We start from the raw sequence: 25,776 nt of genomic DNA, 5'->3' as shown, positions 1-25,776 counted from the left end.
CGTCGACCATGCAGTATGTCTCGTGCGCCAGATCGAACATGTACCGCAATGGATCCTGGTATGACGACCCTGCCCTGCTGAATGAACTGCATGATGGCCCCGCATCATCCCAGGGGCCTGATATCGTCGCCGAGATTTATCCGCCTTACAACTACGAACGCCCGGAACCACTCCTGCTCGGCGGCGACGCGTCGGCACTGAACGAAGTCAACACTGTCGCACGCTCGACCAATCAATTGTTTCGAAGCGGCGCAGCAAGCGTCCTTGCACGCGCGGAGCAGGCTTGTCTCAGCCGGGCCGTCATCTACATGCTCGATGACAATCACGTCAAAGTAATCTACGAGACGCATCGGCCCAACGACCGTCTCGTTTGCGGTCTCTGGAACGACCATGAGATTCGAGTCGTCAGCGAATACAAGAAAGCCGATCCATTCATTGCATATCTCTGGGTCGGATCTCCTGGCAGTAAAAATTACGGTCACTGGCTCGTCGATGATCTGCCCAAGCTACGCGCAATTGGTGAATTGCGTCGTCAGCGTCCCTATGCCCGCATCGTGATCGTCACGCTGGAGTCTGGAGAAGAACACAACAAGGTACACGCCGAAAGCGCCAGCCTCGTCGCCGCGGCGCTTGAGGTGGAGAACGTCGAACTCATCACCGTATCCTGGGAGGATCGGATATTTTTCCAGGAACTCTACTTCGTCACCCCTGTCTCCAATCATCCGGTACTCAAATCACCACTGGCAATGAATTTCATCGCCGATCACGTCGTTAAAACGATCGACGTTGCGGAGCACCTTCCTCATCTTGATGCGCTTCCGAAGCGCCTCTTTGTACAGCGCGGCTGGACGGGATATCGCGACCTCGCGAACCAAGCCGAAATAGCCGATCGCCTTGGAGCGGACGGTTTCGTCTCGATTGATGCCGGCAAAATGCCCGTCCTCGTCCAAGCCATGCTCTTCAGCGCCGCAAATCTCGTGGTCGGCTGCATGGGAGCGTCGATGACCAACACGGTCTTCTGCAAACCGGGTGCAATAACAGGCTACCTGGCGCCTCAAGGTTGGATCGAGACGTTCTACTGGGACCTTGCCGCAACCCGGCAGCACGCTTACGGCGCCTGCTACGGCCTCTCCACACCGCAAGATTCACCGGCATGGCATAAGAACTATCGCGTGAATCCGGCCGACCTCGATCGGATGCTCGCATCACTGATGGACACGGACGACTCGGCCCATCACAACGAGATGCGCACGCCGTCGGTCCCCTATGACATCTTCGATCCCTTCGCGGCGCGATGACGAACGCTTTCTGTCGGGCTACACTCTCGCGAACGGCTGCAAAACCGCGAACAAGGATGACAGGACGATGAGCAGGGCTGCGCCGAGCGTGCGACAGAGCGACAAGACCACACCGAAAATTAAGTCCAACTTTTTGGGATATTTCGACGGAGTAGTCGATCGGGTCGTACGCGGTTGGGCTCTGAGCCTCCTCGCACCGGGCGAACCGACACACCTGCATGTCATCGTGGACGGTCAGGAGATCGCTACCGTCCTGGCGGACGAAAAACGAGAAGACGTGCAAAACGCACTTGCCCATCCCACAGGGAGGGTGGGATTTTCCTATCCGATCCCCGTTGAACTGATGGACGGCGCGCCGCACACGATCGGCATACGCTTCGCCGATCGCAGCATCGTTCCTCTGATCGATACCGAGAACCCCGACAATCCGCTCGATTCCCTCACCTTCACGCTGCACCGCGAATACGAATTCCAGAGCTTCATCGACGGCATGAAAGCCGGCGCCCTGCGCGGCTGGGTGCAGCGCGTCGACCCCGTCGACCAGACACGGCTCGGCGGTTGCCATATCCTGGTCACGGCGAACGGCACGCGGGTGGCACAGATCAAAGCCGACCGCTATCGTGGCGACGTCGCCGCCGTTCTGGGCGGCGATCCGAATTGCGGCTTCGAACTGATCCTGCCGAATGCCTTCCGTCGCGGCGGCCAGCAGACCTTCCGTTTCGTCATCACACCCGACGACGTCGAGCTCGCCGGCAGCCCGCTCACCACCACTCTGGTGGACGACCAGCTCGAAGCGAAGCTGATCGAGATCCAGACCAAGGTCGACCGCCTCTACAGTGAGATCAACCGCCTGCGCACCGACGTCTCTGACGTGGTGCCCAAGCCCTCCTTCAATCTCGGCGATTACGATCGCTGGGCACGCCGCTACTACGACCGTCTACGCGCACGCGTGGCGACGGAACGCGCGCAGGATGCGCCGGATGCGCCGCAGCCATTGGTCAGCATCCTGGTGCCCACCTACAAGCCGATGATGTCGGACTTCACCGCGGCGGTGGATTCCGCGATCGCCCAGACCTATCGCAACTGGGAACTGATCATCGTCGACGACGGCGCCAAATCGCCGGAGATCGCCGAACGTATCAAGCAATATTGCGCGCAGGACTCGCGCATACGCTGCATCACCCTCAAGAAAAACCGCGGCATCAGCGGCGCCACCAATGCCGGTCTCGAAGCCGTGCGCGGCGAATACGTCGCCTTCTTCGATCACGACGACCTGTTGGTCGATGTCGCGATCGAGATGATGGTCCGCGCGGCGCAGCGCACGGGCGCCCGCATGCTGTATTCCGACGAGGACAAGATCGATCAGGCCGGCTATTTCCTGGAGCCGAACCTGAAACCCGACTACAACTACCGTTACCTGCTCGGCTGCAACTACATCTGCCATCTGCTGTTCGTGCGGTCCGACGTGCTGCGCAAGGTTGGCGAACTGCGCGCCACCTATGACGGAGCACAGGACCACGATCTGATCCTGCGTCTGGTGGAGGAAATCCCGGCGTCCGAGATCCACCACATTCCGGAAGTGCTGTATCACTGGCGCAAGACGCCGAACTCGACCGCGGTGAACATCGGCAACAAGGGTTACGCGATCGACGCGGGCGTACGTGCCGTCGGCGACCATCTTGCCCGTCGCGGCATCAAGGCCAAGGTGAACTCGATCCGAGGCCTGACGCTGTATGGGATCAACTGGCAACAGCGCAAGCAACCGCACGTCTCGATCATCATTCCGTTCAAAGACCAGATCGACATCACGCAGCGCTGCGTCGATGCCCTGCTCACCTTCACCGACTACAAGGCGTTCGACATCGTCCTGGTGAACAACTGGTCGATCACGCGCGAGGCGGAAGCGTTCTGCCGGCGCATGGACAAGCTCGACCGCGTCCGCGTGCTCACGGTGGAAGAGGATTTCAACTATTCCCGACTGAACAATCTCGCCTGCGCCGACAACAAGGCAGATCTGTTCTTCTTCATGAACAACGACGTCTTCGTGCAGGACAAGGACTGGCTGCGCACCATCGTCGGCGAGATGCTGTCCTCGCCGGACATCGCCATCGTTGGCGGCAAGTTTCTTTATCCCAACGACACCATCCAGCACGCAGGCGTGGTGGTCGGCCCAGCGGGCGTGGCCGCGCACGTGCATCGCGGCGCCCCTCTGACCGATTACGGCTATATCGGCCGCGCCATGCTCAGCCATGACGTGTCGGTTGTCACGGCTGCAGGCATGCTGGTGCGCGCCTCGGTGTTCCGCGAAGTCGGTGGATTCGATGAGGAGAAGCTGAAAGTCGCTTACAACGACGTCGATTTCTGCCTGAAGGTCGGCGAAGCCGGCTATCGTATCGTCTGGTGCGCGGAGTTCGTCGCCTATCATCACGAAAGCCTGTCGCGCGGCAGCGACGACCGTCCGGAACACGAAGCACGGTTCCGCGCGGAAACCGAAACCATGCAGGAACGCTGGGGTCGCAATCCGCGCTATCTGCGCGATCCGTTCTACAACAAGCACTTTACCGTGGATCGCCAGCCCTTTTTCGATCTGGTCGACCCTGCCGACGGTATCTGAGCACCGTACGGGCCGGTTCTCGCCGGCCCGTACGTGATCGCGTCAGATTTCTTTCAAGCTCAACACCTCGATCGGGGCCGCCGCCAGCTTCCCGACCACATCGACCAGCGCCTTGAAATGCGGCGTCTGGTTATGCTGCTCGAGCGCAGCGGCGTTCCCCCACAACTCGACCACGGTGATGCGATCCGGCGTATCGTCTGCGCGATAGGCGGCATATTCGATGCATCCGCTTTCCTTGCGGCTTTCAAGAACGCAATCGCGCATCGCCGCGACCGCCTCCTCTCCCGTGCCGGGTTTGCAATGGATGGTGGCGACCACGCGAAGCGGCTCTGACATTGTCTTCTCCCTCAGGCGAACAACGCTTCCGGCAGCCATGGACGATGCGCGTTCAGCATGTCGTCCACGAGATGCCTGATCTGATCCAGATCGAGCTCGGCCGCCGTGTGCGGATCCAGCATGGCGGCATGGTAGATAGCATCCCGCTTCCCGGTCAGGGCCGCCTCGACCGTCAGTGCCTGAACGTTGATGTTGGTCTGCATCACGGCCGCAAGCTGTGTCGGCAAACGGCCCACCTTCACGGGATGCAGGCCGGTGCCATCGATCAAACACGGCACCTCGACACAGGCATCGCCCGGCAGGTTGTCGATGAGCGCGTCGTTCGGAACGTTGCCGTAGATCACGACCGGACGACCGGTTTCGCGCGCCTGGATGATCTGCGCGCCGTATTCGTTCGACCGCGCAACCTGGAGCGGCTGCGCCGGATCCTGCAAGACCTTGGCCAGACCGGTCCAGTCGGCGATCTGCGATTCGCAACGGCGCGGATACTCGTCCAGCGGAATCGCGAACCGTTGTATCAACTCCGGACGCGCGCGCTTGATATACCAGGGCACGTATTCGGCGAAATGCTCGCTGGATTCGGTCACGAAATAGCCAAGCCGGTTCAGAACGTCGTAGCGCACACGATCATGCGCCGGCACCCGCCCTTCGGCTGCGACGCGCCGGATGAGCGGATACAGATCCTCGCCCCGGCGTGAGAAACGCAGATAGAACGCAACGTGGTTGATACCGGCGCAAAGATAATCGATCTCATCCAACGGGACGTCGATCGCACGCGCGAGTTCGGCCGCCGTCCCCTGAACGCTGTGACACAGACCGATCGTACGGATCGTGCTTGCTTCCGCCAGGGCACGGCAGTTCATCGCCATCGGATTGACGTAGTTCAGATGCAGAACATCCGGGCATCGCTGCTGCATCTCGCCCGTCATCTGCAGAAGAACCGGGATGGTGCGCAAAGCCCGCATGATCCCGCCCACACCCAAGGTGTCGCCGATGGTCTGGCGCAGACCGTAGCGGTTCGGGATATCGAAATCGGTGACGGTGCAAGGCTTGTAGCCGCCGACCTGGATCATGTTGATGGCGTAGGACGCGCCATCCAAAGCACGGCCGAGATCGGTCGTGGCCTCCACCGTAGCCGACACGCCCAGTGTCCGCACGATCCGGTTCGCCACCACTTCCGACACGCGCAGGCGCTCGGCATCGATATCGTAGAGACAGATGCGGCTCGTCGACAAAGCTGGCTCGAGCAGGATATCGCCCAGAAGGTTCTTGGCGAACACCGTGCTGCCAGCACCCAGAAACACGATCTTGGCCGCACGCGAAGGGCTGGACCGGGAAGCAGCGGCCTCGAAGACCACCGATCCGCTCAGTACCTGCTGCTCGACGTCCCGTTGTTTCAGCGCCGCCTGCTTTTCCGCAGCCTGTAGCGCCGTCAGCGTTTCCGTCGCCGCCGCCCGCACCGGCTCGTAGATCGGCAGAACGTGCTCGTGACCATCCGGGGCGATCGCAACAACACAAACGCGACCGTCCAGCATCTCGGACGCATCCGCTTCCCCGGCCAAATTCAGCGAAAAGGCGAGATCGATCGGCGTCTCCGTCAGATCGGAACGACGTCCATTCGGCACCAGGGATCGCAACACACCCGCACCACGACGCACTTCCAGCCGAACGCCCGGGAGATAGGTCTCGTTGACCACCAGACCGGCCCAGCCGTTCATCGGCCCTTCCACGGACAGACCGTCGACGATACCGACGATCCTCGCCGCGTACGGCTTGCGGTCGGTCTCCATCATGCCGGCCGCGCAGAGCGCATCGCGCCATCGAGGATATCCTCCAGCGCCGCCTGATAGCTCATCGGATCGTGCTCCAGCCTGATGCGGGACAAAGCGGCTTCACGCAGCCTGCACCAGAGAGTTTCGTCATCGTGAAGAGAAAGAACCCGCGTCGCGAAACGTTCGGCGTCATCGGTGCCGGCGCAGAGGATATCCTCACCATCGACCCATCCGGTCTGGCGACACAACGTCGCGCTGGCCACGACCGGCAGACCATACGACGCCGCTTCGTGCAGCTTGAACGGGATACCGCCGGCAAAGCGCGTCGGCGCGATGAAAACGCGATGGCGCTCGTAGAGAGGCTCGAGATCCTCGACGGGGCCGAGAAGATCCACGCGCGGATGCCGCAAGGGCGCCACATCCAACCCTGGCGCGACGAACCCGGCAATCGTCACGCGCGCATCCGGCGGCAGAAGCGGGTCGAGAACCGGCAGCACCTCGGAGACGAACCAGATCAGACTATCGAAATTCGGTGCTGCCTGGTCATGCAACGCGCCCACGAACAACAGACCGGAACGCTCGTGCCAGTGCCTGCCGGTCGGGCGCGGCGTCTGCATATGCCCCAGGATGTCCACGGTCTCGATCCCGGTCTGGCGGATCAGGCTGGCGTCGACCTCGTTCACCGCAATCACGCGCTGGCAAAGACGGGCCGGCTCCAGCTCCTCCACCAGCATCTCCGGCAGCGTTCCGGACGGCGGCAGGCCCAGAAGCCGTGCCTGTTCGATCGTTCGCGGCGCCGCAACGGCTTCGGTATCGAGGATCAGGCCGCGTTCGGGAATGGCCGCACCGGCCTCGTCGAACGTTTCCCGCAACCGGTGCAGGTTATGCGTACGACCAACCCAGATCAGATCGAAGAAACCCACCCGCTGCTGCAGGAACTCTGGCAGATCCTCCAGGCCCCGGTCGAAAACGATTTCGACGTCGTCCGGGAAGGCCCGTAGAACATCGAAGAGCGCGAGCCCCGAAGGGAACAACGGGAAAACGGTAACGGCATAGCCCGACGCGGCCATGCAATGGACCAGGTCGTTCGACCGCACGAAGCCGGCGCCGATCGTCCGCAAGGGTACCTGGTCCTCGATGAACAGAATGCGTCCCGCGGACGCGCCCGGCCGGCTGGCGGCAACCGCCGTGCCGTCGGCATGGTCGAATTTGTCGCGCAGCCAATCCGCATGTTTGCTGACGAAGATCTCGTGATTGCGTGCGATCAGATCTTCCGATTGCAGAATACCGGACGTGCCGTATTCGAGATGCTCGATCACGATCGCCGGATCGTAGAGCACCCGGTATCCGGCCTTGTGCAGCCGCACGCAGAGGTCGGTTTCCTCGTAATAGGCCGGCGCAAACGCCTCGTCGAACCCGCCCAGGCGAAACAGACAATCGGCACGCACCAGCAGAAAGGCGCCGGAACAGAAATCCACGTCACGAACGACATTCGCTTCCGGCGAGTCCGGATCACCGTCGCGCATGAAGCCGCTGGTGGCGCCGTTGCGCCAAACGATGCAGCCCGCCTCCTGCAACATTCCGTTGGTGCGGATCACCTTTCCGCCCACCGCGCCCACGCCGCGCCGGCCGAACAAACGCGCCAAAGCGCGCCTGATGGCATCGTGCCCGAGCACGACATCGTTGTTCAGAAACAAGACCGCCGGCGCGGTGACATGGGCGAGCGCCGCATTGCACCCCAGCAGAAACCCGAGATTCTCCTCGAACCGGAGCCGCTTGGCGCCCACCAGCACCCGGTCGAGCGCAACGGACCGATCGGTCGAACCTGAATCCACCAGGATCAGCTCGATCGGACCAGGAAAGTTGGCGCGAAGCGAACCCAGTGCAGTCATCGTCAAGGCGAAACGGTTGTGCACCACGACGATGACGCTGAGTTCGGGCACTCCCTTCACGGTGAAGTCGAGACCACCGCGCGCGAACTGCGCAAGCCGCTTTTCGGCCATGCGACAGAAGGTCTCCTTGTCGTGCTGCTCCGCATCAAAATCCGCGAAGGACGCGTCCGGATTTTGCGTGCGGTTGGCGATCCAGTGCGCGAACGCATCGCGAAACTTCACCGCTTTCAGGGAAGCGCGAACCTTGGGATTGATCAGATGCCGGGCGAGATCGACATCCTGATGCGGACGGCGACCCTCCGCGGCACCGAAACGGAGAAAATGGTCGTAGCCATTGCGGAAATGGCCGTCACCGATCTCGCGCACCACGTCCGGATAGGCGGCAGTATAGAAATCCTCGGAAAACCACGGATTGGGGGAATAGCGCCACGGCAGACGGTTGCCGAGATAATGATGCAAGGCGGACGACCACGCCCCGTTGCGCACTTCGCCGGCGACTTCCGGATATGTCCGAAGATACCAGTCGGGATCGAAATACCAGGACAGGCGGGCGATGCTGCCGGCAGCTCCACCGGATCGCAGAAAGCGCTGCATCGGGCCGCCAGAGAGCGCGGCCACCTCCGGCGCTTCCTGAACATTGGCGTCATACAAAGCCTTGTCGAAGAAGCGATGTCCCGAGCGGCCCTCGCGGTCGCCATGGTCGATGTAATGGTCGTAACCGTTCACGAAACCCGGCGGCGGCTCGTTCGGATCGCCAAGATCGGGATGGATGCTCCGATAGCGCTGCTCGTCGAACAACCAATGCGGCGAACGGCTGCTGAACCCGTGCGTCAGATAATGCGCGAACCCGCACGGCGCACCGCCGGCAGCGACATGCGCGGCCACGTCGGGATAGATGGAAAGATAATAGTTCTCATCGAAGAAGATGTTCGGCGAATGCCCGAGCCCGGCGCCATACTGCCAGTAGTACGCCTCCACATCGGCAATGCCGAGACGCTCCATGTGCTGAGCCGCATCCGGATGGCGCGCGAGATACCAGACCGGATCGAACGCGCGCCATGCCGCAACACGCAGCGGTGCTGCGGCCTGCTCCGCCCGATCCTCCGTCACCTGCCGGCCCTCGTCCATCGTCCCAACAATCCCCAGCCGTCTCGGGCAAGATCGGGGCCTGCCGGTTCCGTACGCCCAGGAATCAGGTTGCCCTCACCCCCGTGGAGACGCAAGACGCGCCATCCCCAGCCTCGCCGCCACGACAGCGCCATGGCGGCGCAAACGGTCGGCGAACACCATGTCGTTCAACCACGCCAGCAGGCCGATCGTTGCGAGCGCGATCATAACATAGATCCCCGCCACCCATCCATGCGGCGCCGTCCCCGGCCGCCACCGGAACCAGAACTCGTGGAACGACAGATAAACCGGGACATGAATCACGTAGATCGCGTAGGACCGCGCAGCCAGCCATAGCAAAGGCCGACGCAGCCAACCGGGCGCACAGACGTAGCCCCGCCCGTAGGAGGCGAGCCACACCAGCACCCCGGACAGGATCGCGATCAGACCGACCCGGCACTGGCTGATGTAGTTCCCGTCGATCCCCACCGCCATCAGCAGGAACACGAGCCCACCGACGGCGAACCAGCGCGCGACACGGTTCCGCCCCAAAACCGACGGCGCGAGCAGCCGCCAGCTCTCGCTCCCCTCCCACATCGCCAGCAGAACGCCCAGGCTGATCGCCCCCGGACGCACCATCATGCCGGTCGTGGTGACTCCGCTGTCGAACTGCAGCACCACCAGGGCCAGAAGCGGCAAGGCCAGCCAGCGCCGGAACAGGAAGACCGCCACCGGCAGCAGCAGATAGAACTGCTCCTCCAGGGACAAACTCCAATACGGAAACGCCACCCCGATCGGCTTCACCCCATACAGGGCACCGACCCGGAAATTGGCCACATCCATCACGCTGGCCACCAGCGCGGCGAAATTGGCCCTGACGTCGTACAGCACGCCGCTCCGGTTCCAGACGACGCACAACAGCAGCGGCACTACCAGCCATAGCCACGCGGTCGGCAACAGCCGCCATGCCCGCCGCAACCAGAACCGGGCCGTCTGCAACACGAAGGCGGTGGTGTCGCGCTCGTTGACCAAAATCGGCAGCAGGCTCCGCGCGATCACGAACCCGGAAATGGCGAAAAACAGGTCCACCCCGACCCATCCGCGCAGAAACGCCGACACGCCCCACAAGGCCTCGCTGTGCCAGAACACGAGATTCAGCGGCATGTGCTCGTACAACACCATCGAGACGGCCAGCGCACGCAGCACCTCGATATCGGCGATGCGCCGGCTCGGCTGACCGCTCTCGATCGCGAACGGTGCCGGAACGGCGATCCGTTCGCCGGCCGGCACGCTCACAATCCGACCACACCGGGCACGGCGGGCCGTTCGCGCGGCGACAGATCGCGGACGGGCGGCACGGACAGGATCGGCCGCAGCTTGCGCAGCGCCTCCGCTTCCGAGCAATGCGCGCCCAGAGCCAGGTGAGCCGCCTCCGACATCGCGGCATAGCGACGCGGATCGCGCTTCGCCACGCGGAACGCGTCCGCATAGGCCTGCACGAGGGATTCGAACCGCAAGCGCTGCCGCAACGTCCGGTACGCGTTGCGCGGATCGTGCGGCCAGGCGGTCGGCTCCGGTGCCGAGGCCACGATGAACGCGTTGCGATCGGCGATGTAGTCGGCCATCGCCGTATGGTCGGGGGTCACGGCCGGCTTGCCGGCGCTCATGAACTCCATCAGCGGCAGACACTGCCCTTCGCCATGCGAGGTGTTCACCGTGAAGGTGGTCGCTTCGATCAGACGACGGTAATCCTCGTCTTCCAGATAGCCGTCGATCAGAACCACGCGGCAGAAGAACGGGGTCAGCTTGCACAGCGTTTCCAGGATGGCGCTGATCGCGTTGTCCGGCTCGCGATGCGTCAGCTTCAACACCAGCGTCGCATCCGCCTGATCGCGCAGCGCCCAGACGAACGCCCCGATCATGTCGAGCCAGTTCTTGCGCCCGTCATTGGGGTTGAACACCGTGCAGAACACCACGCCGTCCAGACGCAGCAGGCTGGTGCCGCTCGCAGGCGGTTCCGGCAGAGGCGCGAAGCCGAAGGCGCGACGCGTCGGCGAATTGTAGAGCGACAGATCGACCGTGCGCGTGTCGATCAGCCGGCCGGCGACACTGAAACGCACGCCGCGCGTCAGAACCGGCCCATCGGTCGCCGCGCGATACAAGGCGGCGTGGCGATCCCACACGGGTGCCGGAATGCTCTCGATCGGATACGCCGCCCCCATCGCCGCCCGGGTCGCGTTCACGGCGGAACCGGAATGGGTGATGGCGCGGCCGGTCCGTTCGAGCACGAACCGCCAATCGTTGCGCGGATCGTCGTCCCACACCTCGTTGGGCAGGGTGTCGAACTCCCAGGCGAACACGGGAATGGTCGGACAGGGCAGGCCCAGCGGCGTGTTGTGCGGGGCGGCGAAAGACAGGAACACGCAGCTTTCGCCATGCTGCTCGGCATTGGCGGCGATCGCCCGCACGTCGCGGGCCGGGTTGCGCACCGGCACCACGATGCCCAGCCGTTCCAGCACCGGCTGGAAGGCGCGACGCACGAAATAGTACGAATACTCGGCCTGGCCGAGATTGCGCATCAGGCTCGAATCGTCGGTTTCGGAATGGACCAGGACGATCATGCCGCACGCTCCAGCTCGGTTGCGGCCCGGGCTTCCAGGAAACGCCGCAAGGCGCCCTCCACGCGATCCATCGCGCAGAATCCCGCCATGGTCTCGCGCGCATTCGCCGACATCGCCGCACGACGCTCCGGCTCGTCCCGCGCGACGCGGTAGGCCTCGCGGAAGGACAGCATCAACGCGTTCCAGTCGATCCGGTATCGCGTCGTCCGGAACAGGTCGCGCCCGTCGAACGGCCACACCGTGTTCTCGATCCCGGACGGAATCACGAACGCGTTCTCCGGCGTCACGTAATCCTCGAACGCGGTATGGTCCGGCGCGATCGCCGGCACGCCCGCACTCATGAATTCCAGCACCGGCAGGCACAGACCTTCGCAATGCGACGCGTTGACGTAGAAGGTCGTGGACGCGATCAGCGCCCGGTAGTCCTCGGTTTCCAGAAAACCGTGCAGCACCACGACCCTGCATCGGAACGGCGACAGCTCGCTCAGCATCTGGCGCAGATTGGCCTCGTACGCGTAGTCCGGCGACACGATCTTGATCACCAGCGTGGCATCCGGTGTGTCGCGAAAGGCCCAGCAGAAGGCGATGACGATGTCGCTCCAGTTCTTGCGCCCGTCCCGGGGCGAGAACATGGTCGTGAACACCACCCCGTCCAGAGCGACATGCGCCACGGGCAACGGCGCCTCGACCGGCGCCGGGCTCGGTCGCGCCACGGAAACGCTCGTCGCGGACGGCGCGTCGTCGTCCGGCGTCGCTTCGGCGTCCTGCACCGGCAACACCCCGTCTTCGGAAGCGCCGGCAACGGCGATCATCGGGTCGGACGGCGCCTCGACCGCCACCAGGCTTTCGTCCGGCGACGGCATCGCGTTGCCGAGAGCCAGCCCGCCTTCACCCGCCGGAACCGGCACGGCATGGCGCGATCGCAGCAAACGATAGGTGCGATACATCGTGCGGCCCGCCAGCGCGTTCGCCGAGCGCAACGGGCGCGGCAGCAGATCGCGAACGGCGAGCCGATACCATTCGAGGCCGAAATGCTTGGTGATCTGCGCCCGGCGACGCCAGTCGATCCGTTCCGGCACCAGGCCGCCCGAACCCGTCTCGACCGAACCCATCCCGACCGGCTCCGCCACCGCGGCATCGTGTTCCGCCACCGCCTGGTCGGCGACACAAGGCGACGCATCCTCCGGCGCCATCGGCTCCGGTTCGGCCAGCGCCACTTCGACCGGCTCGGCGACGACCGGCAGGATCAGCGCCGGCAGCGGTCCCGGCGTCAGAAGCGGCGCGACCGGCTCGGGAGGCCAGACCGGCGCGGAACGGAACGCCGCGATCCGGGCGGTATCCAGCACCGTGCCGGCGATGCGAAGCGTCATGCGTTCGTCCAGAGCCCGGCCGCCCTCGCGCCGGTAGCGCTCGAACACCGGCGCCGGAACCGCCACGATCGGGTAGTCCTGTCCCATCGCCTGCTGCACGATCCGGACGGTATAGGACGACAGCGCGATCGCGCCCGCGCTGACGGCGAACACCGCGCGCCAATCGTTGCGGATGTCGTCGCCCCAGACCTCGTTGGGAATGGTGCTGAATTCCCATGCGAACACGGGCACCACGGGACAACGCAGGCCCAGCACCGTCTTCTGCGGCGGCGCAAAGGACAGGAACAGGCAGGGTTCGCCTGCCGCTTCCGACGCGGCAAAGATCGGATCGACCTCCGTGGCCGGGTCCGACACCTCGACCACGTCGGCGAACCGGCGCAGCGCTTCGGAAAAGAACAGCCGCACGAAATAGTAGCTGTAGTCTTCGGTCCCGAGCGAACCCTTTATGGTCCGGTCGGCGACCGTGGAATGGACGATTATTCTCATTGTCGGCCGCTTTTCGCTTCCCTTGCCGGGACGATACACCCGGAAAGCGGCCCGGCACCATTCCTCAGTCAAACGACCGCTTCAAAAGGCGGTTAGATCCCCCGGAGCATCGTCCGACCGAGCGGACCCATCCGGCCGATCGGGATATTCGTGAGAACGATCAAGGAGCGGGCGCCGCGCTAGAATCCCGCCACGGCGTGCGGCACGTAGTTCCGCTCCAGCCGCGCCACCTGCTCCGCCGACAATCGCAGCGTCAGTGACGCCAGAGCATCCTTCAGGTGATGCGGCTTCGACGCACCAATGATCGGCGCCGTCACACCCGGCTTGCCCAGCAGCCACGCCAGCGACACCGCCGCACGCGTGGCGTCCAGCTCCTCCGCCACCTGCCCCACCGCATCGATCACCCGGCGATCGGCCTCGTCCGTCGCCGCGTAGAGCTTGCGCGAGAACGCGTCGGTCTCCGCACGGGCCGTGCCGCCCTCGCCGCTCGCCCGCGCCAGACGCCCACGCGCCAGCGGGCTCCAAGGGATCACGCCGATCCCTTCCTCCACGCACAGCCCCATCATCTCCCGCTCCTCCTCGCGATAGAGCAGGTTCACGTGGTTCTGCATCGACACGAACCGCGTCCAGCCATGCCGCTCGGCGAGCATCAGCGCCTTGCAGAACTGCCACGCGAACATCGACGACGCGCCGATGTAGCGGGCCTTGCCGGCCTTCACCACGTCATGCAGCGCTTCAAGGGTCTCCTCGATCGGCGTGTGCGGATCGAAGCGATGGATCTGATAGAGATCCACGTAGTCCGTCCCCAGACGGCGCAAACTGTTGTCGATCTCGGCCAGGATCGCCTTGCGCGACAGACCGCCGCCATTCGGCCCCGGACGCATCTCGCCATGCACCTTGGTCGCCAGCACGATCTCGTCGCGACGGGCGAAATCGCGCAGCGCCCGTCCGACGATCTCCTCGCTCGACCCCAGCGAATAAACGTTCGCCGTATCGAAGAAATTGATCCCGGCCTCGATCGCCTCGCGGATGAAAGGCCGGCTCGCCTCTTCGTCCAGCGTCCATTCGTGGTTGCCGCGCTTCGGCTCGCCATAGGTCATGCAGCCGAGACACAGGCGCGAGACGGACAGGCCCGTGCGCCCCAGATTGGCGTATTCCATCGATCCCATCCCCGCCTTCAGCGTGCAGCCCGGATCAGCGCCTTCATGTGCGCGACCACGGCCGGCAACCCGTCCAGGATCGCCTGTCCGATCAGGTAGTGGCCGATGTTCAGCTCCGCCACCTCCCCGATCGCCGCCACGGCGGACACGTTCTCGTAGGTCAGCCCGTGCCCGGCATGAACTTCGAGCCCCAGCGAGGCCGCCAGCGCCGCGCCGTCCCGCAGCCGCTCCAACTCGCCTTGATGCCCCTCCGCATACGCCCCGGTATGCAGCTCCACCACCGGCGCACCGAGCCGCGCCGCCGCCTCGATCTGCCGCACGTCCGGATCGATGAACAACGACACCCGGATGCCGGCCGCGCGCAGCGCCGCCACCCGCGGTCCCAGCGTCTCCACCTGCCCGGCCGCATCCAGACCGCCTTCGGTCGTCACCTCTTCGCGACGCTCCGGCACGATGCAGGCGGCATGCGGACGATGCCGCAACGCGATGCGCACCATCTCGTCGGTGGACGCCATCTCCAGGTTCACCGGCGCGGTGACGCCCTGGCAGATCGCCGACACGTCGGCATCGCGGATATGCCGCCGGTCCTCGCGCAGATGCAGCGTGATGCCGTCCGCCCCGGCCCGGATCGCCGCCAGCGCGGCGTCGAGCGGGTCGGGATGCGCCCCGCCACGGGCGTTCCTGACCGTCGCGACATGGTCGATATTCACGCCGAGACGCGCCTGGCTCATGCGATGCTCCTGTTTCGGGCGATCCGGTCGGCCAGCCTCAGCGCCGCCACCAGACTGGACGGATCGGCGATGCCCCGCCCGGCAATGTCGAACGCGGTGCCATGGTCCGGCGAGGTCCGCACCAGCGGCAACCCCAGAGTGACATTCACCCCGTTCGCCATGTCGATGGTCTTCAACGGGATCAGCGCCTGATCGTGATACATGCAGATCGCCGCGTCGTAGCGCGCCCGCGCATCCGGCGTGAACATGGTGTCGGGCGGCAGCGGATCGCTGGCGTCGATCCCCTCGGCGCGGAGCTGCGCGATCGCCGGGCGGATCAGTTCGATCTCCTCCCGGCCCATATACCCGTCCTCGCCCGCATGCGGATTCAGCCCCGCGATCGCCAGGCGCGGCGCGGCGATCCCGAAATCCCGGCCCAGCGACTCCGCCGTGGTCCGCGCCACGCGCACGATCTCCGCTGTCGACAAACGCGCGATCGCGTCCCGCAGCGACAGGTGGATCGTCACCGGCACCACACGCAGGCTCGGCCCGGCCAGCATCATCACCTCCCGGCCCGGCGCGTCGTATAGCGCAGCCAGAAATTCGGTGTGGCCCGGATGGGGAAAACCGGCCTGCTTCAACACCGCCTTGGCGATCGGGTTGGTCACGACCCCCCCCACCTCGCCGTCGCGGAACAGCTCCACCGCCCGCGCGATGCTCTCGATCACAGCCGGCGCATTGCGCGTGTCCGGCCGGCCCGGCACCGGCGCCACCGGCAGCGCCACCGGCAGAACCGGCAGCGCCTCCGCGAACACCGACGCCGCCTCCGCCACGCTGTCCACCGGCCGTCCCATCGACTCGTCGCCGATCAGCACGAACGGCAGTTCGTCCCGCAGCGCCTGCCACGCGCCCAGCGCGATCTCCGGCCCGATCCCCGCCGGATCGCCCATGGTCAATGCCAGCATCACCCGAACCTTTCCCGCCCGCTGGTAACCTCTCGGAAACCGGAACGCCCTATCGTGCCTATCCCGTCAGACCCCACGGAGAAAGAGGCCGTCCCATGCGCCTGGAAGGCTCCTGCCATTGCCGCACGATCCGCTTCTCGCTCGAAAGCCGGAACCCGGTGCCCTATCAGCGCTGCTATTGCTCGATCTGCCGAAAAACCAATGGCGGAGGCGGCTACGCAGTCAATCTGAGTGGCGATTACGAATCGCTGGACGTCGAGGGCAAGCGCCATATCCGCGCCTATCAGGCCATTCTGCGCGCCGAGGACGGCACGGAAACCCGGTCGGAAGCCCAGCGCATGTTCTGCGCCCATTGCGGCAGCGGCCTCTGGCTCTACGACGAGCGCTGGCCCGAACTGGTGCACCCGTTCGCGTCCGCCATCGACACGCCCCTGCCGGTGCCGCCGGAGCACACGCATCTGATGCTGCGCCATGCCCCGGATTGGGTCGAACCGCAGGTCGGGGAGAACGACAAGCGGTTCGAGGAATACCCGGAGGAGTCGATCGCCGATTGGCATCGGCGGACGAATACCGAAGCGGAGTAATCCAGGGCGCTGCCCATCGAGCCGCTTCGCGGCTCGATCCACCAGGGACAGTCGTCCCTGGACCCTGATCGTTAGATGTGCAGGGCGCGCTTGTCGGCGTCCAGAGCGGCTTCCTTCACCGCCTCGCTCAGCGTCGGATGCGCGTGGCAGATGCGCGCCACGTCCTCGGCACTGGCCCCGAACTCCATCGCCGTCGCCAGTTCCGCGATCAGCGTGCCCGCATCCGGCCCCAGAATATGCGCGCCCAGCAGGCGGTCCGTCTCCTTGTCGGCCAGGATCTTCACGAACCCGTCGGTCGCGTTCATCGCCCGCGCACGCCCGTTCGCCGTGAACGGGAACTTGCCGACCACATATTCGACGCCGTCCGCCTTGAGGTCTTCCTCGATCCGGCCCACGCCCGCGACTTCCGGCCACGTGTAGACCACCGCCGGGATCACCCCGTAATTCACATGCCCGGCCTGACCCGCCAGCATCTCCGCCAGCGCCACGCCCTCGTCCTCGGCCTTGTGCGCCAGCATCGGCCCGTCGATCACGTCGCCGATCGCATACAGGCCCGACACGTTGGTCCGGTAGTGCTTGTCCACCACCACCTGGCCGCGCTTGCTCAGCTCGACGCCCAGCTCCTGCAAGCCGAGCCCGTCCGTCACCGGACGGCGGCCCACCGCCACCAGGACGATATCGGCCTCGACCGTCTCGGCATTGCCGCCGGCCGCCTTCTCGATCGTGACCTTCGCCTTGTCGCCGGCGGTCTCGACCTTTGTCACCTTGTGGCCCAGCTTGAACTGCAGACCCTGCTTGCCCAGCACGCGCTGGAAGCTCTTGGCCACCTCGCCGTCGATGCCCGGCACCAGACGGTCCAGGAACTCCACGACCGTCACCTTCGCACCGAGACGGCTCCACACCGAGCCCAGCTCGAGCCCGATCACGCCGCCGCCGATGACGACCATCTTCTCCGGAACCGTCTCCAGCTCCAGCGCCCCGGTGGAGCTGACCACACGCTTCTCGTCGATCTCGATCCCCGGCAGAGAAGTGCTGTCGCTGCCCGTAGCGATGATCACATGCCTGGCGGTGAAGCTCTTGCCGTCCACCGCCACCGTGTGCGGCGCGGTGATCCGGCCCGCCCCCTTCAGCCAGGTCACGTTGTTCTTCTTGAACAGGAACTCGACGCCCTTGGTGTTGGCGGCCACCACTTCCTGCTTGCGCGCATGCATCCGCGCCAGATCGAGCTTCACCTCGCCCACGACGATGCCGTGATCGGCCATGCCGTGCTTGGCCTCGTGGAAGCTCTCCGAGCTCTGCAGCAGCGCCTTGGACGGGATGCAGCCGATGTTCAGGCAGGTGCCGCCCAGCGTCGCACGCTTCTCGACGCAGGCCACCTTCATGCCGAGCTGCGCCGCACGGATCGCGCACACATACCCGCCGGGACCGGCACCGATCACGATCACATCGTAATCCGTGTCGCCGATCGCGGCCGGCTCGGCCGCCGGCGCCTTGGTCGGCTCGGGCGGGTTCGGCTTGGCCGGGCTGCCCAACGAGGCCGGTTCCGCCTTGGCCGCCGGCTTCGCGGGCGCGGCGGCGCCACCGCCGGCTTCCACCGTCGCCAGCACCGCGCCGACCTCGACCTCGTCGCCCTCACCCACCAGATGCGCGCCGAGCGTGCCGGCTTCCGGCGCGGACACTTCCACGCTGACCTTGTCGGTCTCCAGCTCCACCACCGCCTCGTCCGCGGCGACAGCTTCGCCCGGCTGCTTCAGCCAGCGTGCGATGGTCGCGCTGGAAACGCTTTCGCCCAGGGTCGGAACCTTGATCTCGGTCGGCATGAAGCAACACTCGCAATCAATCAGAAGCGGAAACGGGCCGGCCCGCGGACCGGCCCCCGACGGAACGCGGGATCAAAGACCCAGCAGCAGGCGGCGCGGATCTTCCACGCTCTCCTTCACCCGGACCAGGAAGCTCACCGCCTCCTTCCCGTCGATGATGCGGTGGTCGTACGACAGCGCCACATACATCATCGGACGGATCACCACCTGGCCGTTCACCGCGATCGGACGGTCCTGGATCTTGTGCATGCCCAGGATCGCCGATTGCGGCGGGTTCAGGATCGGCGTGCTCATCAGCGAGCCGTAGATACCGCCATTGGTGATCGAGAACGTGCCGCCAGCCAGCTCGTCCAGCTTCAACTGACCGTCGCGCGCGCGCTTGCCGAAACCGGCGATCGCACTCTCGATCTCGGGGAAGCTCATCCGGTCGGCATCGCGCAGCACCGGCACGACCAGACCGTTCGAGCCGCCCACGGCGATGCCCATATGGACGAAGTTGCGATAGATGATGTCGTCGCCGTTGATCTCAGCATTCACCGCCGGGAACTGCTTCAGCCCCGCCACGCAGGCCCGCACGAAGATCGACATGAAGCCGAGACGCGCACCGTTATGCGCCTTCTCGAACTGCTCCTTGTAGTCGGCGCGCAGCTTCATCGCCGCCGACATGTCGATCTCGTTGAACGTCGTCAGGATCGCCGCCGTGTTCTGCGCGTCCTTCAAACGGTTGGCGATGGTCTTGCGCAGGCGCGTCATCTTGACGCGCTCTTCGCGCGGATCGTCCGAACGCGGCGCGCTCGGCGCCGGGGCGGGCTTGGCCGCAGGCGTCGCCGGACGCTCCAGGAAGGAGATCACGTCGCCCTTGGTGATGCGGCCATCCTTGCCGGTGCCCTCGCCCACATCGGCGGCGAACACCTTGTTCTCGGTCATCATCTTGGCGGCCGCCGGCAACGGCGCCACGTCGGCACGGGCCGCCTCGCGCTGAACGTCGGCCGGCGGAGTCGCCGGACGCGCCACCGGGCCCGAGGTCGCGCGCGGAGGCTGCACGCCGCCAGTCTCCTTCGGAGCCGCCGGGGCGGCCCCCGCACCCTCTTCGACTACGGACAGAAGCGCACCCACCTCGACCTCGTCACCCTCGGCGACCTCGTGCGGGCCGAGCTTGCCGGCCACGGGAGCCGCGACCTCGACGCTGACCTTGTCGGTCTCGAGCTCGACCACCGCCTCGTCGGCCGACACGGACTCGCCCGGCTGCTTCAGCCAGCGTGCGATGGTCGCGCTGGAAACGCTTTCGCCTAGAGTCGGCACCTTGATCTCGGCAGGCATTCGTCTCTTCCTCGGTCGTTCGAACTTATAAGCTTGGGAAACACGAAAACGCCCGGCTGAAACCGGGCGTCCGTCACGTCACTCCGGCGTTATGCCGCCTTCTCGCCGGCCACGGCCTGCACGCCCAGCGCGTCGCGCACCAGGGCCGCCTGTTCGGCCGTATGGGTCCGGGCCAGACCCGTCGCCGGGCTCGCCGCCGCCACGCGTCCGGCGTAGCTCGGACGGCCGGCCTTGTGGTTCAACCGCTTCAGCACCGCCTCGATGCGGCGATCCACGAAGAACCAGCCGCCGGCATTCTCCGGCTCTTCCTGGCACCAGACGATCTCGGCGTTCTTGTAGGGCGCCAGCACCGCCGCCAGCTCCTCGGCCGGGAACGGATAGATCTGCTCCATCCGCACGATCGCCACGTCCTGCAGATCACGCTCGCGACGCTCGGCCAGCAGATCGTAATAAACCTTGCCCGAGCAGATCACCACGCGGCGCACCTTCGCCGGTGCCGCGATCGCATCCACCTCGCCGATCACCGGCAGAAAGCGCGTGCCATCCGCCATGTCCGACAACGCGCTCACCGCCAGCTTGTGACGCAGCAGCGATTTCGGCGTCATGATCACGAGCGGCTTGCGGTAGGAGCGATAGATCTGCCGGCGCAGCGCATGGAAGTAGTTGGCCGGCGTGGTGATGTTGCACACCGCCATGTTGTTCTCGGCGCAGAGCTGCAGATAGCGCTCCAGACGGGCCGAGGAATGCTCCGGACCCTGCCCCTCGTAGCCATGCGGCAGCAGCATCACCAGGCCCGACATGCGCAGCCACTTGGTTTCGCCGGACGCGATGAACTGGTCGATGATCACCTGGGCGCCGTTGGCGAAATCGCCGAACTGCGCTTCCCACAGCACCAGCGTCTTCGGATCGGCCAGCGAATAGCCGTATTCGAAGCCGAGCACGCCGAACTCGCTCAGCAGCGAGTTGTAGATCTCGATCCCCGCCTGTCCGCCCTGGTCGCGCCCGCGGATGTTGTTCAGCGGCACGTATTCGTTCTGGTTGTTCTGGTCGATCAGAACCGCGTGGCGCTGAGAGAAGGTGCCGCGCTGGCAATCCTCGCCGGACAAACGGACGCGATGCTGGTCCAGCAGCAGCGTGCCGAACGCCAGCGCCTCGCCGGTCGCCCAGTCGATGTTCTCGCCGCTCTCGAACATGGCCTGCTTGGCCTCGAGCTGGCGGGAGATCTTCGGATTGGCGTTGAAATCGGTCGGGACGGTGGCGAGCGCACGGCCCACCTCGCGCAGCGTGTCGACGGCGACGCCGGTCACATGCTCGGTGCGCGGCGTATCGTCGCCCGGACGCTTCATGCCGGACCAGCTTCCTTCCAGCCAGTCCGCCTTGTTGGGACGGTAGGACTGGGCGGCCTTGTAGGCTTCCTCGAGCTGGTTCTGGAACGCGTCCCAGCCCTGCTTCGCCTCGCTCTCGCTCAGCACGCCTTCCTGCACCAGTCGCTGCGCATACAGCGTGCGCGTGGTCGGGCGGCTACGGATCGCCTTGTACATGGTCGGCTGGGTGAAGGCCGGCTCGTCGTTCTCGTTATGGCCGTGACGGCGATAGCAGACGATGTCGAGCACGATGTCGGCCGCGAAACGGGCGCGGAACTCGGCGCAGAGTCGGGCGCCGAACATCACCGCTTCCGGCTCGTCGCCGTTCACGTGCAGGATCGGCGACTGCACCGCCTTAGCGATATCCGTGCAGTAGAGACCGGAATAGGCATGCGCCGAGACGGTCGTGAAGCCGATCTGGTTGTTCACCACCACATGCACGGTGCCGCCGGTGCGGTAGCCGATCAGCTGGCTCATCGCCATGGTCTCGTAGACCAGACCCTGGCCGGCGAAGGCCGCATCGCCGTGCAGCAGGATGCCGAGACCGCTCTGCCGGGTCTTGGTATCGCCGATCATGTCCTGCCCGGCGCGGATCTTGCCGACCACCACAGGGTCCACGGCTTCCAGATGCGACGGGTTCGGCTGCAGGGAGATATGGACCTTGTGCCCCTCGATCTCGACATCGGTGGAGGTGCCGAGATGGTATTTCACGTCGCCCGAGCCCTGCACGTCGTCCGGCTTGAACGACGCGCCGGCGAACTCGCTGAACAGCGCGTGGAACGGCTTCTTCACCACGTTCACCAGCGTGTTCAGACGCCCGCGATGCGGCATGCCGATCGCCACCGACTTCACGCCGTCGCGCGCCGCCTGGTGGATGATGGTGTGCAGCGCCGGAATGGTGACCTCGCCACCCTCCAGGCCGAAACGCTTGGTGCCGACATAACGCTTCTGGCAGAACGCCTCGAAACCCTCGGCCTCGTCCAGCAGACGCAGGATGCGTTTCTTCTCGTCGGCATCGGCGCCGTTGGTCCAGGCGCGGCTCTCGATCCGGGCCTGCATCCATTCGCGCTGCGCCGGGTCCTGCACATGCATGAATTCGGCGCCGATCGGGCCGCAATAGCATTCGCGCAGTGCCGCGACGATCTGGCGGACGGCGGCGATCTCGACGCCCAGCATCACCGACAGGGCCTTGCCGACATACACAGGACGATCCAGATCGGCCTCGGTGAAGCCATAGGTCGCCGGGTCGAGATCGGCGTGCTTCTTCGGAACCTGCAAGCCCAGCGGATCGAGCTTCGCTTCCAGATGGCCGCGCACGCGATAGGCCCGCACGAGCTGCATGGCGCGCAGGCTGTCATCGGCAGCGGCACGGACCTGCTCGGCGGTTTTGCCCGCGGCGGCAGCATTTGCCTCGGGGACCGGCGCCTTGCCGCCCTTGCCCGCAGGCGCCGGGGGCGGTGCGACCTCGATCTCGAAGCGGCGGGGCGCCCAGGACGCGCCGGCCGCATCCTGCAGCACCGCGACGGCCTGCTCGTCCATCTGCTGGAACAAATCGGTGTAGCTGGGATCGACGCTGGCGGGGTCCGAAACCCAGCGTGCATAAAGATCCGCCAGATAAGCGGCATTGCCACCGCTGAAGGCCGTGGCCAGAAAGTCGACGCCCGCCATGGAGCTCTCCTTGGTCGGTCCGCCGCACCCGAATGCGCGGACCTTATCGTTCTGGGTCAGATAACGCGTTGACGGCGCACGTCATAATGGCCCCCTGCGTGATCAGGGATGCTTTAAACGCATGGTGTGCGTCGTTTTTGTGGTGAAAAAACAGAGCTGCGGTCCGCCAACGACGTGGTGCGCCCCAGGCTCGCCGAAAACCATCAAGATTCAATGAACGCAGCCGCTCTTCGCCGAAGCGGCGGACCTCCGACCCGGACAGTCCGGGCCGGAGGTTAGCAAAGCACGGGCCAACCGGGCGGGGCATCGCGCGGAAACCCCGCGCCGGGGGCCGATCAGGCGCCGATCGCGCGGAAATCGGCCAGAAGCTTCTTCACGGCATCGCAGGACTTGTCGAACGCGGCCTTTTCCTCTGCCGTGAACTCCACTTCCATCACGCGCTCCACGCCGCCGGCGCCGATCACCACCGGCACGCCGACATAGAAATCGCTCTGGCCGTATTCGCCGTTCAGCTTCACGGCGCAGGGCAGGACGCGCTTCTTGTCCTTCAGGAAGCTTTCCGCCATCGCCACGGCGGACGCCGCCGGCGCATAGAACGCGGAGCCGCGCTCCAGCAGCTTCACGATCTCGCCACCGCCATTGGCGGTGCGATGCACGATCGCGTCGATGCGCTCCTGGGTGGTCCAGCCCATCTTGATCAGATCGGTCACCGGCACGCCGGCCACGGTGGAATAGCGGGTCAGCGGCACCATGGTGTCGCCATGGCCGCCCAGCACGAAGGCGGTGACGTCTTCCACCGACACCTTGAACTCGTCGGCCAGGAACAGGCGGAAGCGGGCGCTGTCCAGCACGCCGGCCATGCCGACCACCTTGTGCGCCGGCAGGCCGGATTTCTCCTGCATCACCGCGACCATCACGTCGAGCGGGTTGGTGATGACGATCACGAACGCGTCCGGGGCGTGGGTCTTGATGCCCTCGGCGACGGCGGTGATGACCTCGGCATTCTTGCTCAGCAGGTCGTCGCGCGACATGCCGGGCATGCGCGGGAAGCCGGCGGTGACGATCACCACGTCGGAGCCGGCGATGGCGGCGTAGTCCGAGCTGCCGGTCAGCGCGCAGTCGAACCCGTCCACGGGGGAGGACTGGGCAATGTCGAGCGCCTTGCCGGCCGCGACACCACCGAACACGTCGAACAGGACGACGTCGCCCAGTTCCTTCAGTCCGATCAGGTGCGCCAGCGTTCCGCCGATATTGCCGGCGCCAACCAGGGCGATCTTGTTGCGAGCCATGTAAGCGAATCCCCGAGACGGGTAAGGAAAACCGAAACCCGCCGGAGAAACCCGGAACTCCCCGGAAGGCGTCTCGTGCTAGACCCGTCCCGCGCCCCCCGCAAGGGCGTGCGGGCGCGCAAAACGCCCGGCAGAGGTGCGTTCCTCAGGCGATGTGCTCGGCGCCGAGATAGGCTTCGCTCTGCATTTCCTCCAGCCGGGAGGCCGTGCGCTCGAACGCCACCGCCCCCTCGCCACGCTCGTAGATCCGGTCCGGCTGGTCCGCGGCGGAGGCGATCAGCTTGGTTTTGGCCTCGTAGAGCGCATCCACCAGAACGATGAAGCGTCGCGCCACGTCGAAATTCTCCGGGCCCAGACGCGGCACGCCGTCCAGAACCAGAGCGTCGAACCGGTTCGCCAGAGCCAGGTAGTCGCCCGCTCCCAGCCATGCGCCACAAAGTGCGTCAAAGTCGAAACGGGCCACGTCGCCGGCCGCCATCGGCACCCGCACCGCACGCCCCATCACCGTCAGAACCTCCTCCGTGGGGGTGCGACCGCCGCTCAGGCGGCGAAAAGCGTTGTCCAGCGCCCGCTCCGCCCGCCCGTCCGCAGGAACATGCCAGGTCACGAGCCCGCGCGCGCCGCCGCGACGGTAGTCGCGCGGGCTGTCCAGCAGGATCGTGTCCACCTCCTGCTTGATCCGGGCAATGAACGGCTTGAAGGCATCGGCGCCGGGCCGGTTCTGGAACAGATCGTCCGGCACGGTGTTCGAGGTCGCGACGATCACCACGCCGCGCGCGAACAAGGCGTCGAACAAGCGGCCCAGGATCATCGCATCGGCGATGTCGTTGACCTGGAACTCGTCGAAGCACAGCAGGGTCGCCTCGGCGGTAATGCTGTCGGCCAAAGCCGGGATCGGGTCGGCCAGGCCCGGGTCCGCCCGCTTCATCGCATGCACCTTGGCGTGCGCGTCCTGCATGAAGCGATGAAAATGGATGCGCCGCTTGGCGCTCACCGGCGCCAGCTCGAAGAACAGATCCATCAGCATGGATTTGCCGCGCCCGACCTGCCCGACGAGGTAGACGCCGCGCGGCCGGGGCGGCGCCTTTCGGCCCAGAAGCCGCCCGAACAACGATCCGCCGGACGGTGCCGCCGGCTGCGACAGTTCCTCGAACAAGCGCTGCAGCCGTTCGGCCGCGCGGACCTGTTCAGGGTCCTCGTCCAGCGCGCCGTCCCGCACTCTTTCGCGATAAGCCGGCAGCGGGCCACGAAGGTCGGGCAGGGTTTCGGTCTGGGACATGTTCATCGCCGATACAGAGAGTCGTGCGCCCGATCAATGGCTTATGCCGCATCGCGGAAAAGCCTCCGTGCGACGCCGCCGCAACCATTGCGATCGGGGTTCAACGAAACGCGAGCGATGT

17 protein-coding genes are annotated in these 25,776 nt (G+C 65.4%); 3 read left to right on the top strand and 14 right to left on the bottom strand.

From position 1 onward, the window contains the following. Window positions 1-8: 8 nt before the first annotated feature. Together ACZ5BM_RS11295 and ACZ5BM_RS11290 are read left to right on the top strand one after the other, a co-directional pair. Complete coding sequence (locus tag ACZ5BM_RS11295) at window positions 9-1,298, top strand: glycosyltransferase family 61 protein (protein WP_498908067.1); 1,290 nt, start codon at window positions 9-11, stop codon at window positions 1,296-1,298. 67 nt (window positions 1,299-1,365) lie between these two features. Beyond that, entirely contained in the window at window positions 1,366-3,912 is a 2,547-nt protein-coding gene (locus tag ACZ5BM_RS11290) for a glycosyltransferase (RefSeq protein WP_498908066.1), read from the top strand. A gap of 42 nt (window positions 3,913-3,954) precedes the next feature. Here the strand turns inward: ACZ5BM_RS11290 and ACZ5BM_RS11285 are convergent, their stop codons facing one another. From ACZ5BM_RS11285 to pdxA, 9 genes are all read right to left on the bottom strand, one after another. Beyond that, entirely contained in the window at window positions 3,955-4,230 is a 276-nt protein-coding gene (locus ACZ5BM_RS11285; protein WP_498908065.1) for a putative quinol monooxygenase, read from the bottom strand. Between the two features lie 29 nt (window positions 4,231-4,259). Continuing rightward, the gene (locus ACZ5BM_RS11280; protein ID WP_498908063.1) at window positions 4,260-6,041 is read right to left on the bottom strand and encodes an alpha-glucosidase/alpha-galactosidase; all 1,782 of its coding nucleotides are present in this window, start codon (window positions 6,039-6,041) and stop codon (window positions 4,260-4,262) included. Continuing rightward, complete coding sequence (locus ACZ5BM_RS11275) at window positions 6,038-9,040, bottom strand: glycosyltransferase (RefSeq protein WP_498908061.1); 3,003 nt, start codon at window positions 9,038-9,040, stop codon at window positions 6,038-6,040. Before ACZ5BM_RS11275 ends, ACZ5BM_RS11280 begins: the two co-directional genes overlap by 4 nt. 75 nt (window positions 9,041-9,115) lie before the next feature. Further along, entirely contained in the window at window positions 9,116-10,315 is a 1,200-nt protein-coding gene (locus ACZ5BM_RS11270; RefSeq protein ID WP_498908059.1) for an acyltransferase family protein, read from the bottom strand. After that, window positions 10,312-11,640, bottom strand: coding sequence for a glycosyltransferase family protein (locus ACZ5BM_RS11265; protein ID WP_498908057.1), 1,329 nt, complete (start codon window positions 11,638-11,640; stop codon window positions 10,312-10,314). The genes ACZ5BM_RS11270 and ACZ5BM_RS11265 overlap by 4 nt, the downstream gene beginning before the upstream one ends. Further along, the gene (locus tag ACZ5BM_RS11260) at window positions 11,637-13,496 is read right to left on the bottom strand and encodes a glycosyltransferase family protein (protein ID WP_498908056.1); all 1,860 of its coding nucleotides are present in this window, start codon (window positions 13,494-13,496) and stop codon (window positions 11,637-11,639) included. The genes ACZ5BM_RS11265 and ACZ5BM_RS11260 overlap by 4 nt, the downstream gene beginning before the upstream one ends. 179 nt (window positions 13,497-13,675) lie before the next feature. Further along, window positions 13,676-14,656 (bottom strand): aldo/keto reductase, encoded by a 981-nt coding sequence (locus tag ACZ5BM_RS11255; protein ID WP_498908055.1) that lies wholly within the window; start codon window positions 14,654-14,656, stop codon window positions 13,676-13,678. A gap of 17 nt (window positions 14,657-14,673) precedes the next feature. Beyond that, a complete protein-coding gene (locus ACZ5BM_RS11250) occupies window positions 14,674-15,387 on the bottom strand; it encodes a pyridoxine 5'-phosphate synthase (protein WP_498908054.1) in 714 nt (237 codons plus the stop codon). After that, the gene (pdxA, locus tag ACZ5BM_RS11245) at window positions 15,384-16,331 is read right to left on the bottom strand and encodes a 4-hydroxythreonine-4-phosphate dehydrogenase PdxA (RefSeq protein WP_498908053.1); all 948 of its coding nucleotides are present in this window, start codon (window positions 16,329-16,331) and stop codon (window positions 15,384-15,386) included. The genes ACZ5BM_RS11250 and pdxA overlap by 4 nt, the downstream gene beginning before the upstream one ends. 95 nt (window positions 16,332-16,426) lie before the next feature. On the opposite strand from pdxA, the gene ACZ5BM_RS11240 reads away from it, so the two are divergent. Further along, window positions 16,427-16,915, top strand: a complete 489-nt coding sequence (locus ACZ5BM_RS11240; protein WP_498908052.1) for a GFA family protein — start codon at window positions 16,427-16,429, stop codon at window positions 16,913-16,915. Between the two features lie 71 nt (window positions 16,916-16,986). On the opposite strand, the gene lpdA is transcribed toward ACZ5BM_RS11240, so the two are convergent. The 5 genes from lpdA to zapE all read right to left on the bottom strand — a co-directional run bounded on the left by lpdA (window position 16,987) and on the right by zapE (window position 25,655). Then, window positions 16,987-18,735, bottom strand: coding sequence for a dihydrolipoyl dehydrogenase (gene lpdA / locus ACZ5BM_RS11235; protein ID WP_498908050.1), 1,749 nt, complete (start codon window positions 18,733-18,735; stop codon window positions 16,987-16,989). A 72-nt stretch (window positions 18,736-18,807) separates the two neighbouring features. Further along, window positions 18,808-20,055, bottom strand: a complete 1,248-nt coding sequence (odhB, locus tag ACZ5BM_RS11230) for a 2-oxoglutarate dehydrogenase complex dihydrolipoyllysine-residue succinyltransferase (RefSeq protein ID WP_498908049.1) — start codon at window positions 20,053-20,055, stop codon at window positions 18,808-18,810. A gap of 89 nt (window positions 20,056-20,144) precedes the next feature. After that, on the bottom strand, window positions 20,145-23,087 hold the full coding sequence (locus ACZ5BM_RS11225; RefSeq protein ID WP_498908047.1) for a 2-oxoglutarate dehydrogenase family protein: 2,943 nt from the start codon (window positions 23,085-23,087) through the stop codon (window positions 20,145-20,147). A 335-nt stretch (window positions 23,088-23,422) separates the two neighbouring features. Further along, entirely contained in the window at window positions 23,423-24,376 is a 954-nt protein-coding gene (gene mdh, locus ACZ5BM_RS11220; protein ID WP_498908045.1) for a malate dehydrogenase, read from the bottom strand. A 145-nt stretch (window positions 24,377-24,521) separates the two neighbouring features. Beyond that, window positions 24,522-25,655 (bottom strand): cell division protein ZapE, encoded by a 1,134-nt coding sequence (zapE, locus tag ACZ5BM_RS11215; RefSeq protein ID WP_498908043.1) that lies wholly within the window; start codon window positions 25,653-25,655, stop codon window positions 24,522-24,524. Between the last annotated feature and the right edge of the window lie 121 nt (window positions 25,656-25,776).

The sequence above is a fragment of the Lichenicola sp. GTC18331 genome, from assembly GCF_055386855.1.
This window is presented reverse-complemented; position numbering and strand designations above follow the sequence as displayed.